Below are 16598 nucleotides of genomic sequence, written 5' to 3'. Positions count from 1 at the left end.
GCGATGGTGACGTTCGCGCAGGCGCAGGAGCGCGCCGAAGAGTGGATCAACGGGGATGTGCCGGCGTACCAGCACCGGGAGGTGCGGGTACGGGAGTTCGAGCTCGGGTTCGTGGTGTGGGCCGAGGACCGCGTGGACGGGCCGCGGTCCGACGGCGGCGCGCAGCGGCTGGTGATCGCCCGGGACAGCGGGGAGGCCACGCTGTGGCCCTCGCTGCCGGTGGGTGAGGTGATCCGCCGGTACGAGGAGGAGTACGGCCGCACGGACGCGGTGGCCGACGCGGTGCCGGCGCCGGCGGCCCGGGTGGACCTGAACCAGACGTCGTTCCTGTTGAGTCCGCCGGAGTGGTTGCAGGAGGCGGCGGACAAGCTGGGGATCCCGGATCGGCGGGGGACCGGTGCCGGGGCGGGGGCGAGTCAGGCTTCGGGGCCGAGCCCGGCTTCGGGGGCGGCTTCCTCGGCCTCGCCCTCGGTGCCGGGGACGCACGCGGCCTCGGCCGGTGGGGCGCAGGCGCTTCCGCAGACGCAGGCCGGGGTGCCAGGGAGCGCGGCGGCTTCCGCGCCGGGGACGCCGGGGGCTCCGGGCGTGCCCGGGGTGCCGCCCGGGGCCACGCCCTGGGCCGGGACCGACACCAACGCGGATGCCGGTGAGGACCGGTCGGTGCCGTTGCCGGCGACCGTCTTCGCGCCGCCGCTGAGCGGTTCCGACGACGAGGCCCAGCCGCCCACGGCACCGCCGGACGCCAAGACGGCCCTGATCTCGGGCGGCAGCCAGCTCCCGCGGACGGCGGTCGCCCCGGCGGTGGATCAACCGAACGCGCCGGGCGCGCCGGGGGCCGGGCAGGGCGGGGGCGGCGGTGGGCCTGTTCCGCCGCACGCGCCCGGTGGACAGTCGTACGGGCATGCGCAGGGTCAGAATCGCGAGCCGGGTGGTCCGGGTGTTCCCGGTGGGCCGGGCGGTTCCGGGGCTGGTGCCACGCCGCCGCCTCCGCCCGCGCCCGGCGGGTCCTCCTACGGGTATCCGCAGGGCGCCGGTGATGCCGGTGTGCCCGGGACGCCGCCTCCTGGGGTGCCCGCGCCGGGTGCGCCGTCGTACGGGTACCCGCAGGGGCCCGGCGGTGGGGTGCCGCAGCCGGGCCCGGGATCCGGTGGTCCGGAGCGGTCGCTGGCGCCCAACGCCGGGGACATCGCCGACGCCGCGACCAGCAAGGCGGCGCCTCCGCCGCGTCGCGCGCGGGGCGGGGGCGTGAATCCGCCGCCTCCGCCGGGCGCCCCGGGGGCACCTGGAGCACGGCCTCCGGGCACGCCGGGCACGCCCGCTCCGGCGGCGGGCGGGTACGTGCCGACGCAGCTCGTGTCGGCGCTCGGCCCCGAGGGGCCCGGAGGGCCTGAAGGGCCCGCGGCCGGACCGGGCGTTCCCCCGGCTCCGGGCGCGGCCCGGACCCCTGGTGCGCCGAACCAGCCGGGCGCGCCCCGCCCGCCCGGTGCTCCGCATCCCCCCGGTGCTCCGGGGACGCCCGGTGGTACGCCTCCGGGCGGTGTCCACCATGCCGCCACGATGTTCGCCGACCCGGGACGGCCGGGTCAGGGTCCGGGCGGGCCCGGCGCCCCGGGCGCGCCGCAGCCGCCCGGCGCTCCGGGGGCCCAGCGCGCCCCCGGTATGCCCGCCGGTCCCGGGGCGCCTCAGCCCCCTGGGGCCCCTGGCATGCCCGGCACGCCCGCGCCTCCGGGCGCTCCCGGCACTCCAGGTGGCTCTGGTGGTCCCGGCGCTTCGGGTGCGCAGGGCTCCGCCGGAGGCGCGCGGGGGGCCGTGCACCACGCGGAGACCGTGCTGTCCGCGCCCCCGGCGGGCGCCCCCGGCACGCCTCCGCCGCCGCAGGCTCCGGGCGCTCCCGGCATGGCCCCGGGCGGCCCTGCCGCGCCTTCTCACCGGATGCCTCCGGGCGCCATGCCCCCGCCCGGTGCGATGGCTCCGGGCGCGATGCCTCCGCCGGGTGCCGTCCCGCCGCCCGGCGCGATGCCGCCGCCCCCGCCGCCCGGCCCGGGGCAGCAGCCGTCGTACGGCTATCCGCAGCAGGGGCAGCCGACCGTGGGACCCGGCTATCAGGCCGTGCTGCGCTACCGCGCGCAGGACGGTTCCGAGCAGCAGCTGATCCGGCGTTCGGCGCCGGGGACGCCGCACCCGGAGTGGCAGATCTTCCACGAGCTGCGGGCCATGAACGTGCCGCCGGACCAGGTGCTGGAGCTGCACACCGAGCTGGAGTCGTGCGAGCTGCCGGGCGCGTACTGCGCGCGGATGATCCGGGAGCAGTGGCCGCAGGCGCGGATCGCGAGCATCGCCCCGTACGGCACGGATCACGCGAGCCGGCAGCAGGGCATGCGCCAACTTCTCGCGCACCAGGGTGAGTTGCACCAGGTCGCCGACGGGCCGGCCCGGCCGGCGCCGATCCGCGCGCCCCTTCCGCAGGTGCAGCCCGCGCCGCCGGTCCCGCCGGAGGGGGTGGCGCAGGAGCTGGCGGGGGCGTTCGGTCCGGGGCTGTTCCGGTTCGAGCAGGCCGCGGTGTCCCGGCAGGGTGTGCCGCCGGTGGTGGCGCACACGCTGGTGGTCGCGGGTCTGCCGGTGGACATGGGCCCCTTCTTCTGGGCGCAGGCCCAGCCGGGGCGTCCGGTGCCGACGCTGGCGGAGCTGGCGGCCGAGCGCGGGGTGCCGTCGGCCGCGGACGCGGGCTCGTACCTCGTCATGGGCAGCGACTTCGGCAAGGCGATCTGTGTGCAGTACGGCACGGCGAACATCGTGGCGGTGCCCGTGGAGGCGGGGCCGGGCGGTGCGCCCGTACCGCCGCAGTTCGTGAACACGGGGCTGCCGGAGTTCCAGCGGTGCCTGGCGCTCCTCGGGCGGATGTGGCGGCTCAGGTACGGGCTGAACCAGGAGCAGGCGGGCCGGTGGACCGTGGACTTCCAGGCCCAGTTGGTCGCCCTCGACCCGGCGGCGCTCGGTTCGCCGGAGAGCTGGTGGTCGGTGCTGCTGGAGCAGATGTGGGACGGACTGCTGTGACGCGTCGTCACTCCTGACGCGACCCGCGAGGGCGGAGAGCCGGACTCGATCGTGCGATCGGGTCCGGCTCTTCCGTGTGATCGGGTGCGGCTCTTTCGTGTGCGGGTCGCGGCCGTGGCCCCGCACGGAGTGTCGCGGGAGGAACACGTCCGTCCGATATATCAGGATGTGCGCGAAATCATCATGTCGCATCCGTTCGGCGGAAAGGGGTTCCAGGATGAGCAGCGCATCGGTGTCGCCACGGGGGTTCGTGGGCGTGCGGGGGCGCGGCTACCGTCCCGAACAGGTCGACGCGTTCGCCGACGCCCTCTCCCGGGACCGGGACGCCGCCTGGGAACGGGCCGCCCGGCTGACCGTGCTCGCCAGGGACATGGAGGCCGAGGCGGCGCGGCTGCGGGAGACGGTGGCGGCGCTCGTCCCGCAGACGTACGAGGCCCTCGGCGAGGGGGCGCGGCACCTGTTCGAACTGGGGCGACAGGAGGCCGCGGCCCTGCGGGAGGGCGCGTGCCAGGAGGCGCGGCGTCTGGTGGAGGAGGCGCGGGCGGACGCGGACGGCGTGCGCGAGAGCGCGCAGGCGTACGCCGACACCGTGCGCGCCGAGGGTGAGGAGCGTGCCCGGCAGCGGCTGCTCGCGGCGCGCGCCGAAGCCGACGACATCCGGATCGCGGCCCGGCGCGCGGTGAAGGAGAGCCGCGGCGAGGCGCTGGCCGCGTCGCGTGAGGTACGGCAGCGCACCATCGCGATGCTCGCCGAGCAGGCCAGGGAGCACGCCGAGCGGTGGGCCGAGGCCGAGCGCCAGGAGCGGGAGCGGGCCGCCGCGCTGGACGCGCGCGAGGCGGAGCGGGTGACGCGGGCCGAGGCCGCGCTGTCGGAGGCGAAGCGGGCGTTGGCCGAGGCGGAGGTGTCGGCGCGGCGGCTGAAGGAGGAGGCGCGGGCGCGGGCCGCCGAGGTGATCGCGCAGGCGCGGGTGCGCGAGGAACGGATCGCCCGGGAGACCGAGGGGGTCCTGCGGGAGCACGGGGAGCGGTGGGACGACGTGCGGGCGCAGATGGACCACGTACGGCACAGTCTGATGACGCTGACGGGGCGGGCCGCGCAGGAGTGAGGCTCACCGGACGGGGACGGGGACGGAGGGTGGGGGAGGGCCCTACCGGTGCGTGGGCCAGGTCCGGAGCGGTTCGTGCGGGGGTGAGTGGCCTTGTCGGGGGCATCCGGTGTGCCGCGGATGTCGTGGGACGCCCCCGACGCCCCTTCTCACTCCTCCTTCCGCACCGCCCCCGCCAGGATCCAGCCCTCCACCGCCTCGTACTGCTTCCGCTGCTCCTCGGCCTTCCTCCGCCCGGACGCCACCGTGCCGAGCCAGCCCAGGGCGAAGCCGGCCGGGACGGACACCAGGCCCGTCGTCGTGAACGGGAACCAGTTGAAGTCGGCCTCGGGGAAGGCGGAGACGGGGGAGCCGGAGACCAGGTTCGTGCCCGGCATCAGCAGCAGGACCACCAGCGAGCCGCCGATGAGGGTGCACATCAGGCCGGTGCGGGTGTAGCGGCGCCAGAAGAGGCTGTACACCAGCGCGGGCGCGAGCGCGGAGGCGCCCAGGCAGAAGGACAGGGTCACCAGGGGCTGAAGGCTGCGGTGCTGGACCAGGGTGGCCAGCAGGATCGCCGGAACGCCGACCGCCAGCGCCGACAGCCGCGCCAGCAGCATCTCGCGGCGTTCCGACCTCTCCCGCACCCGGGCCGCGAACACGTCGTGCGCGAGGGAGTTGGCGCAGGCGAGGATCATGCCGGCCACGGAGGCGAGCAGGGTGAGGAAGAGCGCCGTGGTGACCGTCGTGAAGAGCGGGGTCTCCGCCGTGGAGACCTCCGCTCCGAACGCCGCCCGGGACGCCAGCAGGTACGCCGTGTTGCCCTGCGGATCCGCCTCGGCGATCACCGCCCGCCCGACGAGCGCCGTCGCGCCGAACCCGACGACCGTGATGACGAGCACGAACAGCACCACCGAGGACACGGCCCAGGACATCGACCTGCGCACCTGGCGGGCGCTGGAGGCGGTGTACCTGCGCATGGTGACGTGCGGCAGGCAGGCGCCGCCGAGGACCACCGCCAACTGGGAGCTGTTGAACCGAACTGAACCGAGCCAGGCCCGGGCCGCCGGGCCGGGGCGAGCCGGGCCTGGCCTGGTCCGGGTGCTGTCTGCGTCGGGCCGTGCCACAGGCCCCGAGCCGGGCCCGCGCAGGGCGCACGTCAGTCGGCGAGTGACGCGCGCCGGTAGCGGATGCCCGGTCGGCCGTCGATCGTGAGTGATCCGGCCGCGGTGAAGCCGTTGCGGCGAAGCACGGTCCGGGACGCCGGGTTGTCGAGGGTGGTCACCGCGGTCAGCGAGACGAGGCCGTACGTCGTCGCGGCCAGCCGGCACAGCTCCCGTACGCTCGCCGTCGCGACCCCGCGCCCCGCGGCCGACTCGCCGATCCGGTACCCGAGTTCGGCCTGGCCGTCCGCGACGTCCACCAGGTTGACCCGGCCGATCAGCTCGCCCGCCTCGTCCAGGACGACGTGGAAGTGGCACAGACCGGCGTCCTGTTCGGCGAGGAGCGCCTGGTGGCGGGCGGGGAATCCGGCGAAGTACGCGTCTCCGCGATCCGGTACGGACCGGGCGAAGTAGGCGCGGTTGGCCCGCTCGAAGGCGAGCAACGCGTCCGCGTGATCGGCCCGTAGGCGCTCCAGGGTGGGCATGGGTCCCAGGGTACGCACGGGCACGGATGCCATCGGGAGCGGACGGACGGGACCGCGTCAACCCCTGGCGGTAAGGGTCCTGTAGTCCCACGGGACCCCCTGATCGTGCGACTCCGGGCTGACGTCGGGCCCCCGCCCCGCGGCCTACCGTCCTCGGCATGACCAGACCACGCCGTTCATGGGCCACGGCCACGACCGCCGGGCTCGCGCTCACCCTCTCGATCGCCGGCGCGTCCGCCGCGCCGGCGCCTCTCCCGTCCACCGCGGCCCCCGCGACCGCGACCGCGACCGCGGGCGAAGCCACAACCGGGACCGCGACCGCAACCGCAGCCGCAGCCGCAGCCGCGACCTCCGTCGCCACGTCCGCCGAACTGCCGCGTCCCACCGGCCCGTACGCCGTCGGCCGTGACACGGTCCACCTGGTCGACACCGGCCGCCCGGACCCCTGGGTGCCGTCCGCCGGTCCGCGCCGGCTGATGGTGTCGATGTACTACCCCGCCCGGCGGGGAACGGACGGTCCGACAGCCCCGTACATGACCACCGAAGAGGCCCGCTTCCTGCTGCGGTTGAGGGCTCCGGACGCCACCGTCGCCCCCGAGGTGATCAGCGGCGTCCGTACCTGGTCGCACACCGACGCCCGCCCGCGGCCCGGACGGTTCCCGCTCGTGGTGCTCTCACCCGGGTTCACGTTCCCGCGCTCCACGCTCACCGGTCTCGCCGAGGACCTGGCGAGCCGGGGCTACGTCGTCGCGGCGGTCGACCACCCGTACGAGAACGCCGGTACGACCCTCCCCGACGGGCGGACCCTGCCCTGCGCCCTGTGCGACGAGCCCCCGGCGGGCGGCATGGCGGCCGTCGCCCGGAGCCGGGCCGTGGACGTCTCCTTCCTGCTCGACCGACTGACCGCCCGGCACCCCGCGTGGCTCCACGCCCGCATGATCGACCCGAAGCGGATCGGCATGGCCGGGCACTCCATCGGCGGCGCCGCGTCCGCCGCGACGATGGCCGCCGACCCGCGCGTGCGGGCCGGCGCCGACATGGACGGCACCGTGTTCGCCCCCGTCCCCGACACCGGCCTCGACGGCCGCCCGTTCCTGCTGTTCGGGGCGCGGGCCAGAACCCTCGACGAGACCTGGGACCACACCTGGGCCCACCTGGACGGCTGGAAACGCTGGCTGACGGTCGACGGAGCCGGCCACGGCTCCTTCACCGACGTCCCCCTGCTCGCGGACCTGGCCGGCATCCCCGACGCCACGCCGCTCTCCTTCGCGCGCGAGCTGGCCCTCACACGCGCGTACGTCGCCGCCTTCTTCGACCGGCACCTCAAGGGGACCGCCCAGCCGCTGCTGGACGGCCCGTCAGCGGCGAACCCCGAGGTCACGGTCCGCCGACCCTGAGGGCCATCACCTCTGAGGACCATCACCTTGACGGCCATCGCCCTGACGGCCCTGACGGCCCCGACGCCCGGCCTCCGGGTGGTCAGTCCTTGAGCACCGGGAACCTGCGCGGCGCGAGGAACAGCAGCACCAGGAACGCGGCCACCGCAGCGCAGGACGCCCCCAGGTAGACGGCGTGCACCGCGTCCGCGATGGCCCGGCGGGTGGCCTCGGGCGCGGTGCCCGCGTCCAGGGCGCGGGTCACCGAGTCCAGGTCGCCCGCCCCGCCGAGCCGCGCGGCCAGCACCCCGTTGGCGATCGCGCCGAAGACGGCCGCGCCGACCGTCTGGCCGGTCTGCCGGCAGAACAGGACCGACGCGGTGGCCGTGCCGCGTTCCGCCCAGTCGACCGTCGACTGGACGCCGACCAGCAACGGCAGCTGGAACAGGCCGAGCGCGGCCCCGAGCAGCAGCATCAGCAGGGCCGGCTGCCAGGCCTCGCCGGGATACGGCAGGAAGGGGAACGCGAACAGGATCAGCGCCGCCGTGCCGATGCCCAGCATCGCGGTGTTGCGGAAGCCGATACGCCGGTACACGTGCTGGCTGAGGGCGGCCGACACCGGCCAGCTCAGCGTCCACACGGACAGCACGAACCCGGCGGCCACCGGTGCCAGCCCCAGCACCGCCTGCGCGTACGTCGGCAGGAACACGGCCGGCGCCACCATCAGCAGGCCCAGCGCACCGAGGGCGAGGTTGACCGCGGCGATCGTCCGACGGCGCCACACCCATCCGGGGATGATCGGATCGGCGGCCCTGCGCTCCACCAGCACCACGACCGCCACCAGCACGAGTCCCGTACCGAACAGGGCGGCGGAGGGCACCGACAGCCACGGCCAGGCCACCCCGCCCTGCACGAGGGCCGTCAGCAGCACACCGCCGCACGCGAACACCGCCAGCGCGCCCGCCCAGTCGACCCGCGCGCGCGGGCCGGCCGTCCGTTCGCGCCCGGGCTCGTGCAGGTACCGGACGATCAACCAGAGCGCGACGGCCCCGATCGGCAGGTTGACCAGGAAGATCCAGCGCCAGTCCGTGTACGTGGCCAGTACCCCGCCCACGCCCGGTCCGGCGACCGCCGACACCGCCCACACCGTGGACAGCTTGGACTGGATCTTCGGGCGGTCCTTGAGGGGGTACAGGTCGGCGGCCAGGGTCTGCACGGTGCCCTGGAGGGCGCCGCCGCCCAGGCCCTGCACGACCCGGAACGCGATCAGCGCGCCCATGTTCCAGGCCAGCGCGCACAGCAGGGAGCCGAGCAGGAAGAGGACCGCGCCCGCGACCAGCACGGGCTTGCGGCCGAAGGTGTCGGAGAGCTTGCCGTACACCGGCAGGGTCACCGTCACGGCGAGCAGGTATCCGGAGAACAGCCAGGAGAACACCGAGAAGCCGCCGAGGTCGCCGACGATCTGCGGGACGGCCGTGGCGACGATGGTGGAGTCGAGGGCGGCCAGCGCCATCGCGAGCATCAGGGCGGCGACCACGGCACCGCGCCGGTCGGGCGGGGTGCGCTCCGCCGCCGCGGCTATCGAGGGTCTCGTGTCGCCCACCCCTGGTTCCTTTCCCCCTGCACCTATCTGCCGCCGACAGCTTCCCACTCCGTCCCGTTCCGCGGGGCGGACTTGACCCTCACGCCGCGGAAGGGTGGAGCCTGGGTGCGCCTGAAGGTGGAGCCGACCCCGAGCAGAGATCCACCCAGCGGGGGAGAGCCCCTAGGGGTACCTCGGTACCAGGGCTCGGGGAGGGTTCGTACCGACGGAGGACGAGAGCGGCCGGGAGCGTCCTTAACCTGGCTTTATGCCGCTGGGGGGTGGGTCGGGGAGGTTCACCGCACCGGCGGGGGTGGGGTTTTCCCCAGGAGAAGACTGCGCTGAGCACCAGCGCGCCGGACCCCTCCCGGGCACCAGACTCATCCACGTAGCCAGCACGACGAGAACCACCGCGACGAGCACCACGCGACGCGACCGGCACGAGCACCGCGACGCGACGCGACCAGCGCGACGCGAGCACCGCACGTTTCATTCACTGACCGGCATAGGAGACATACCGTGACATCGGCTGTGACCATTCCCAGGCACGGGGGCACTGGAGGGCCGACGGCCGTTGCCGCGAGGGCGCGGCAGGTCGTGAAGGCGTACGGGTCCGGCGAGACCCGTGTCGTCGCCCTCGACCACGTCGACGTGGACATCGCCCGCGGTCAGTTCACCGCGATCATGGGCCCCTCGGGGTCCGGCAAGTCCACGCTGATGCACTGCCTCGCCGGTCTCGACACCGTCACGTCCGGGGAGATCTACCTGGACGACACCGAGATCACCGGCCTGAAGGACAAGAAGCTCACCCAACTGCGCCGGGACCGCATCGGGTTCATCTTCCAGGCGTTCAACCTGCTGCCGACGCTGAACGCGATCGAGAACATCACCCTGCCCATGGACATCGCGGGCCGCAAGCCCGACAAGGCATGGCTCGGGCGGGTCGTGGACACCGTCGGCCTCTCCGACCGGCTCAAGCACCGGCCCACCCAGCTCTCCGGCGGCCAGCAGCAGCGCGTCGCCGTGGCCCGCGCCCTGGCCGCCCGGCCCCAGATCATCTTCGGCGACGAGCCGACCGGAAACCTCGACTCCCGCGCGGGAGCGGAGGTCCTGGGCTTCCTGCGCCGGTCCGTGGACGAGCTCGGCCAGACCATCGTGATGGTCACCCACGACCCGGTGGCCGCCTCCTACGCGGACCGGGTGCTGTACCTCGCCGACGGCCGGATCGTCGACGAGATGTACAAGCCGACCGCCGAGGCCGTCCTGGACCGCATGAAGGACTTCGACGCCCGGGGGCGCACGTCATGACCGTCCTGAAGACCTCGATGCGCAACTTCTTCGCGCACAAGGGGCGGATGGCCCTGTCGGCGGTCGCGGTCCTGCTGTCGGTCGCCTTCGTGTGCGGAACACTCGTCTTCACCGACACGATGAACACGACGTTCGACAAGCTCTTCGCGACGACCGCGTCCGACGTCACGGTCTCCCCGAAGGAGGCCAGGAGCGACGACACCCCGCAGAACGGCAAGCCCGCGTCGCTGCCGGCGTCCACGCTGGCGCAGGTGGAGAAGGCGGAGGGCGTCAAGTCCGCCGAGGGCGCGGTCGGTTCGTCGGCCGTGACCGTCGTCGACCGTGACAACGAGAACATGGGCTCCAGCAGCGGCGCCCCGACGTTCGCCGGCAACTGGACGAAGAACGACGCCCGTTCGATGGAGATCACCACGGGGCACGCCCCGCGCGGGCCGACCGAGCTGATGGTCGACGCCGACACCGCCGACAAGCACGGCCTGAAGCTCGGCGAGGAACTGCGCACGATCTCCGTCGCCGGTGACTTCAAGGCGAAGATCGTCGGCATCGCCACCTTCAAGGTGACCAACCCCGGTGCCGCGATCGTCTTCTTCGACACCGAGACCGCCCAGCGCGAACTCCTCGGCGCCACCGGCCGGTTCACCCAGATCTACGTGAACGCCGCGCCCGGCGTGGACGACACACGGCTCAAGCAGAACGTCGCACAGGCCCTGGACGGCACCTACAAGCTCCAGACGGCCAAGGAGAACGCCGACGAGAACCGCCAGGACGTCGGCGAGTTCATGAACGTCATCAAGTACGCCATGCTCGGCTTCGCCGGCATCGCGTTCCTGGTCGGCATCTTCCTGATCATCAACACCTTCTCCATGCTGGTCGCCCAGCGCACCCGGGAGATCGGCCTGATGCGGGCGATCGGCTCCTCCCGCAAGCAGGTCAACCGCTCGGTGCTGATCGAGGCGCTGCTGCTCGGTGTCGTCGGGTCGATCCTGGGCGTGGGCGCCGGCGTCGGCATCGCGATCGGCCTGATGAAGCTGATGTCGTCGGCCGGCATGAACCTCTCCACCGACGACCTGACCGTGAAGGCGACCACCCCGATAGCGGGTGTGGTCCTGGGCGTCGTGGTCACCGTCCTCGCCGCCTACCTCCCGGCCCGCCGCGCCGGCAAGGTCTCCCCGATGGCCGCACTGCGCGACGCGGGCACACCGGCCGACGGCCGGGCGGGACTGGTACGCGGCGTGATCGGTCTGGTGCTGACCGGCGCGGGCGTGTTCGCCCTGTTCACGGCGGCCGGCGCCGACAAGGCGAGCGACGGTTCGCTGATGCTGGGCGCGGGCGTGGTGCTGTCCCTGATCGGCTTCGTCGTCATCGGCCCGCTGCTCACCGGCGGCCTGGTCCGGATGCTCAGCGCGGTGCTGCTGCGGCCCTTCGGCTCGGTGGGCCGGCTGGCCGAGCGCAACGCCCTGCGCAACCCGCGCCGGACCGGCGCCACGGGCGCGGCCCTGATGATCGGCCTGGCCCTGGTGGCCTGTCTGTCCGTGGTCGGCTCCTCGATGGTCGCCTCCGCCACCAGCGAGCTGGACAAGTCGGTCGGCGCGGACTTCATCGTCCAGGGCAACCAGCGGATCGTCCCGCAGGCGCAGAAGGCGATGGAGCAGAGCCCGGGGCTCGCCCACGTGACCAGCTACCGGGAACTCGACGCGACGCTGACCTCGCCCGACGGCAAGAAGGACACCTCCGGAGTCACCGCCGCCGATCCCACGTACGCCGAGGACCTGCGCCGCGCGACCACGGCGGGCACGCTGAAGGCCGCGTACGGCAAGGACGCCATGTCGGTCGGCTCGGACTACGCCAAGGCGCACGGCGTGCGCGTGGGCGACACCATCAGCGTCACCTTCACGGGCGGCCGGACGGCGAAGCTGAAGGTCGCGGCCATCACGGACGACGACAGCGCCCTCGACCAGGGCGCGCGCTACATCAGCACCGAGACGATGCGGACGTACGTCCCGGCCGACCAGATCCCGCCGAACTCGATCATGTTCGCCAAGGCGAAGGAAGGTCAGACGGAGCAGGCGTACGCGGCGCTGAAGAAGGCGCTGGACAAGTACCCGACGTACCAGGTCCGCGACCAGACCGACTACAAGCAGGAACTGAAGGACCAGATCGGCCAGCTCCTGAACATGGTCTACGGCCTGCTCGCCCTCGCCATCATCGTGGCGGTCCTGGGTGTGGTGAACACCCTGGCGCTGTCGGTGGTCGAGCGGACCAGGGAGATCGGCCTGATGCGGGCGATCGGTCTCTCCCGCCGTCAGCTGCGCCGCATGATCCGCCTGGAGTCGGTGGTGATCGCCCTCTTCGGCGCCCTGCTGGGCCTCGGCCTGGGCATGGGCTGGGGCGCGACGGCCCAGAAGCTCCTCGCCCTGGAGGGCCTGAACGTCCTCGACATCCCCTGGCCGACGATCATCGGCGTCTTCATCGGCTCCGCCTTCGTGGGCCTGTTCGCCGCGCTGATCCCGGCGTTCCGGGCGGGCCGGATGAACGTCCTGAACGCGATCGCCACCGAGTAGCCACCCCGGACGGGGGACGGGGAACGGGGGAACGGGGGATGTCGGGCCCGGAGCCGGAGGCTGCTGCCACCGGCACCGGGCCCGACGCCGGTGGCCCGCCGGACACAGGCGCACGTCGGTCGCAGGCCACCCAGGTCACGCCCACCGGTCACAGGAGTGGCCACGTTGTCCACAGGCCCCGGCGTTCGCGGCGGCGTCGTCGTACGCTGGAGACCCCCCGGCCCGTAACACGCGTCGGGCGATTCGCGTTGCCCACCCCCGGACGAAAGCCGCCCCCGAATGAGCCTGCACGGTCTGCTCGACGCCGTCGTCAAGGACACCGCCCTCGCGGAAGCGATCAGGGCGGCCGCAGACGGCAACCGCATGCACGTCGACCTGGTCGGCCCGCCCGCTGCCCGCCCCTTCGCGGTCGCCGCGCTGGCCCGCGAGTCCGGCCGCCCGGTCCTGGCGGTGACGGCGACGGGCCGCGAGGCGGAGGACCTGGCCGCGGCCCTGCGTTCGCTCCTCCCCTCGGAGGGCGTCGTGGAGTACCCGTCCTGGGAGACCCTTCCGCACGAGCGCCTCAGCCCCCGCAGCGACACCGTCGGCCGCCGCCTCGCCGTGCTGCGCCGGCTGACCCACCCCCGCCCCGACGACCCGGAGACCGGCCCGGTCTCCGTCGTCGTGGCCCCCGTCCGCTCGGTGCTCCAGCCGCAGGTCAAGGGCCTGGGCGAGCTGGAACCGGTGGCGCTGCGCACCGGACAGACCGCCGACCTGAACGAGATCGTGGAGGCCCTCGCGGCCGCCGCCTACGCGCGCGTGGAGCTCGTGGAGAAGCGCGGCGAGTTCGCCGTACGCGGAGGCATCCTCGACGTCTTCCCGCCCACCGAGGAACACCCCCTGCGCATCGAGTTCTGGGGCGACGACGTCGAGGAGATCCGCTACTTCAAGGTCGCCGACCAGCGCTCCCTGGAGGTCGCCGCCCACGGCCTGTGGGCGCCCCCCTGCCGTGAACTCCTGCTGACCGAGGACGTCCGGGCACGCGCGCGTGCCCTCGCCGAGGAACACCCGGAGCTCGGCGAACTGCTCGGCAAGATCGCCGAGGGGATCGCCGTGGAAGGCATGGAGTCCCTGGCTCCGGTCCTGGTCGACGACATGGAGCTGCTGCTGGACGTCCTGCCCAAGGGCTCGATGGCCGTCGTCTGCGATCCGGAGCGGGTGCGCACCCGGGCGGCGGACCTCGTGACGACCTCGCAGGAGTTCCTCCAGGCGTCCTGGGCGGCCACCGCGGGCGGCGGCGAGGCGCCGATCGACGTCGGCGCGGCCTCCCTGTGGTCCATCGCGGACGTCCGGGACCGGGCGCGCGAGCTGGACATGATGTGGTGGTCGGTGTCGCCGTTCGCGGCGGACCTCGAACTGGACGCGGACACGCTCAAGCTGGGCATGCACGCGCCGGAGACCTACCGCGGCGACACCGCCAAGGCGCTCGCCGACACCAAGGGCTGGCTGGCCGACGGCTGGCGCACGGTGTTCGTCACCGAGGGCCACGGTCCGGCGGCCCGTACGGTCGAGGTGCTCGGAGGCGAGGGCATCGCGGCCCGCCTGGACGCGGACCTCGGGGACATCTCCCCCTCCGTCGTGCACGTGGCGTGCGGGTCGATCGACTACGGCTTCGTGGACCCGGCGCTGCGGCTGGCCGTCCTGACCGAGACCGACCTCTCCGGACAGAAGGCGGCCGGCAAGGACGGCGCCCGCATGCCCGCCCGCCGCCGCAAGACGATCGACCCGCTCACCCTGGAGACGGGCGACTACATCGTCCACGAGCAGCACGGCGTGGGCCGCTACATCGAGATGGTGCAGCGGACCGTGCAGGGCGCGACCCGCGAGTACCTCGTCGTGGAGTACGCCCCCGCCAAGCGCGGTCAGCCCGGCGACCGCCTGTACATCCCCACCGACCAGCTGGAGCAGATCACCAAGTACGTCGGCGGCGAGGCGCCCACCCTGCACCGCCTGGGCGGCGCCGACTGGACGAAGACGAAGGCCCGCGCGAAGAAGGCCGTCAAGGAGATCGCGGCCGACCTGATCAAGCTGTACAGCGCGCGGATGGCTGCCCCGGGGCACGCCTTCGGCGCCGACACGCCGTGGCAGCGCGAGCTGGAGGACGCCTTCCCGTACGTGGAGACGCCCGACCAGCTGACGACCATCGCCGAGGTCAAGGAGGACATGGAGAAGACGGTCCCCATGGACCGCCTGGTCTGCGGCGACGTCGGCTACGGCAAGACGGAGATCGCGGTGCGGGCCGCCTTCAAGGCCGTCCAGGACGGCAAGCAGGTGGCGGTCCTGGTGCCCACCACCCTGCTGGTGCAGCAGCACTTCGGCACGTTCTCCGAGCGCTACTCGCAGTTCCCCGTGAACGTGAAGGCGCTGTCCCGCTTCCAGACCGAGACCGAGGCGAAGGCGACCCTGGAGGGCCTCAGGGAGGGCTCGGTGGACATCGTCATCGGCACCCACCGCCTGTTCTCCTCGGAGACCAAGTTCAAGGACCTCGGCCTGGTCATCGTCGACGAGGAGCAGCGCTTCGGCGTCGAGCACAAGGAGCAGCTGAAGAAGCTCCGCGCGAACGTGGACGTGCTGACCATGTCCGCGACCCCGATCCCCAGGACCCTGGAGATGGCGGTCACCGGCATCCGGGAGATGTCCACGATCACCACGCCCCCGGAGGAGCGCCATCCGGTGCTGACGTTCGTCGGGCCGTACGAGGAGAAGCAGATCGGCGCCGCCATCCGCCGCGAGCTGCTGCGCGAGGGCCAGGTCTTCTACATCCACAACCGGGTCGAGTCGATCGACCGGGCGGCCGCCCGGCTGCGGGAGATCGTCCCCGAGGCGCGGATCGCCATCGCCCACGGCCAGATGTCGGAACAGGCACTGGAACAGGTGGTCGTCGACTTCTGGGAGAAGAAGTTCGACGTCCTGGTCTCCACCACGATCGTCGAGTCCGGCATCGACATCGCCAACGCCAACACCCTGATCGTGGAGCGCGGCGACAACTTCGGCCTGTCCCAGCTGCACCAGCTGCGCGGCCGGGTCGGCCGTGGCCGCGAGCGGGGCTACGCGTACTTCCTCTACCCGCCGGAGAAGCCGCTCACGGAGACCGCCCACGAGCGCCTGGCCACCATCGCCCAGCACACCGAGATGGGCGCGGGCATGTACGTGGCGATGAAGGACCTGGAGATCCGCGGCGCCGGAAACCTGCTCGGCGGCGAGCAGTCCGGCCACATCGCGGGCGTCGGCTTCGACCTGTACGTGCGCATGGTCGGCGAGGCGGTCGCGGACTACCGCGCCTCCCTGGAGGGCGGCGTGGAGGAGGAGCCGCCGCTGGAGGTCAAGATCGAGCTCCCGGTCGACGCGCACGTCCCGCACGACTACGCCCCCGGCGAGCGGCTGCGTCTCCAGGCGTACCGGTCGATCGCCTCGGTCAACTCCGAGGAGGACGTCAAGGCCGTACGCGAGGAACTCGTCGACCGCTACGGCAAGCTGCCCGAGCCGGTGGAGAATTTGCTCCTGGTGGCGGGCCTGCGGATGCTCGCCCGGGCGTGCGGCGTCGGCGAGATCGTCCTTCAGGGCACCAACATCCGCTTCGCGCCGGTGGAGCTGCGGGAGTCGCAGGAGCTGCGGCTCATGCGGCTGTACCCGGGGACCGTCATCAAGCCGTCCGCCCACCAGGTACTGGTCCCGCGCCCGAAGACGGCGAAGGTCGGCGGCAAGCCGCTGGTCGGGCGGGCGTTGCTCGGGTGGGTGGGGGAGTTCCTGACGTCGATCCTGGGGTCGTAGGCGTCGACTGGTCGTGGGGCCGACTGGTCGTGGGGCCGGCCCGTCGCCCGTCGACTGGTCTGGGGGCCGGCCCGTCGCCCGTCGCCCGGTAGGGCCGACCGTCGTCGGCCGGGTGGCCGGGTGGCCGTGCGGCCGGGTGCCGGGCGGCCCGTCGCCCCGTTGGCCCGCGAGGTCG

General features: G+C 73.4%; 8 protein-coding genes and 1 pseudogene. 6 read left to right on the top strand and 3 right to left on the bottom strand.

The genetic code is table 11. The annotated features are described in order from the left end of the window. The first annotated feature begins 3 nt into the window (after nt 1-3). Together QQS16_RS18395 and QQS16_RS18390 are read left to right on the top strand one after the other, a co-directional pair. Nucleotides 4-3054: an SUKH-4 family immunity protein gene (locus QQS16_RS18395; RefSeq protein WP_286062921.1), complete on the top strand. Its 3051-nt coding sequence runs from the start codon at nt 4-6 to the stop codon at nt 3052-3054. A gap of 217 nt (nt 3055-3271) precedes the next feature. Next, nucleotides 3272-4159 (top strand): cellulose-binding protein, encoded by an 888-nt coding sequence (locus tag QQS16_RS18390; RefSeq protein ID WP_286062920.1) that lies wholly within the window; start codon nt 3272-3274, stop codon nt 4157-4159. A gap of 149 nt (nt 4160-4308) precedes the next feature. Here the strand turns inward: QQS16_RS18390 and QQS16_RS18385 are convergent. Both QQS16_RS18385 and QQS16_RS18380 read right to left on the bottom strand, forming a co-directional pair. Then, a pseudogene (locus QQS16_RS18385) lies at nt 4309-5169 on the bottom strand (sodium:solute symporter family transporter); the annotation flags it as partial. Nucleotides 5170-5297: 128 nt separating this feature from the next. Then, the gene (locus tag QQS16_RS18380; protein ID WP_286062919.1) at nt 5298-5786 is read right to left on the bottom strand and encodes a GNAT family N-acetyltransferase; all 489 of its coding nucleotides are present in this window, start codon (nt 5784-5786) and stop codon (nt 5298-5300) included. A 158-nt stretch (nt 5787-5944) separates the two neighbouring features. On the opposite strand from QQS16_RS18380, the gene QQS16_RS18375 reads away from it, so the two are divergent. After that, complete coding sequence (locus tag QQS16_RS18375) at nt 5945-7183, top strand: alpha/beta hydrolase family protein (protein ID WP_286062918.1); 1239 nt, start codon at nt 5945-5947, stop codon at nt 7181-7183. 82 nt (nt 7184-7265) lie between these two features. Here the strand turns inward: QQS16_RS18375 and QQS16_RS18370 are convergent, their stop codons facing one another. Beyond that, nucleotides 7266-8765 carry an MFS transporter gene (locus QQS16_RS18370; protein ID WP_286062917.1) on the bottom strand — a complete coding sequence of 500 codons (1500 nt, stop codon included), beginning with the start codon at nt 8763-8765 and terminating at the stop codon, nt 7266-7268. A 498-nt stretch (nt 8766-9263) separates the two neighbouring features. Between QQS16_RS18370 and QQS16_RS18365 the strand changes: the two genes are divergently transcribed. The 3 genes from QQS16_RS18365 (at nt 9264) to mfd (ending at nt 16423) form a co-directional block, all read left to right on the top strand. Then, the gene (locus tag QQS16_RS18365) at nt 9264-10052 is read left to right on the top strand and encodes an ABC transporter ATP-binding protein (protein WP_286062916.1); all 789 of its coding nucleotides are present in this window, start codon (nt 9264-9266) and stop codon (nt 10050-10052) included. Continuing rightward, nucleotides 10049-12613, top strand: coding sequence for an ABC transporter permease (locus QQS16_RS18360; RefSeq protein WP_286062915.1), 2565 nt, complete (start codon nt 10049-10051; stop codon nt 12611-12613). The genes QQS16_RS18365 and QQS16_RS18360 overlap by 4 nt, the downstream gene beginning before the upstream one ends. 279 nt (nt 12614-12892) lie before the next feature. After that, nucleotides 12893-16423, top strand: coding sequence for a transcription-repair coupling factor (gene mfd, locus QQS16_RS18355; protein ID WP_286062914.1), 3531 nt, complete (start codon nt 12893-12895; stop codon nt 16421-16423). Nucleotides 16424-16598: the final 175 nt, after the last annotated feature.

Origin of the sequence: Streptomyces sp. ALI-76-A (assembly GCF_030287445.1) — a bacterium.
Lineage (GTDB): Bacteria > Actinomycetota > Actinomycetes > Streptomycetales > Streptomycetaceae > Streptomyces.
The sequence above is the reverse complement of the archived record's forward strand: the minus strand, read 5'-3'. Positions and strand labels throughout refer to the sequence as shown.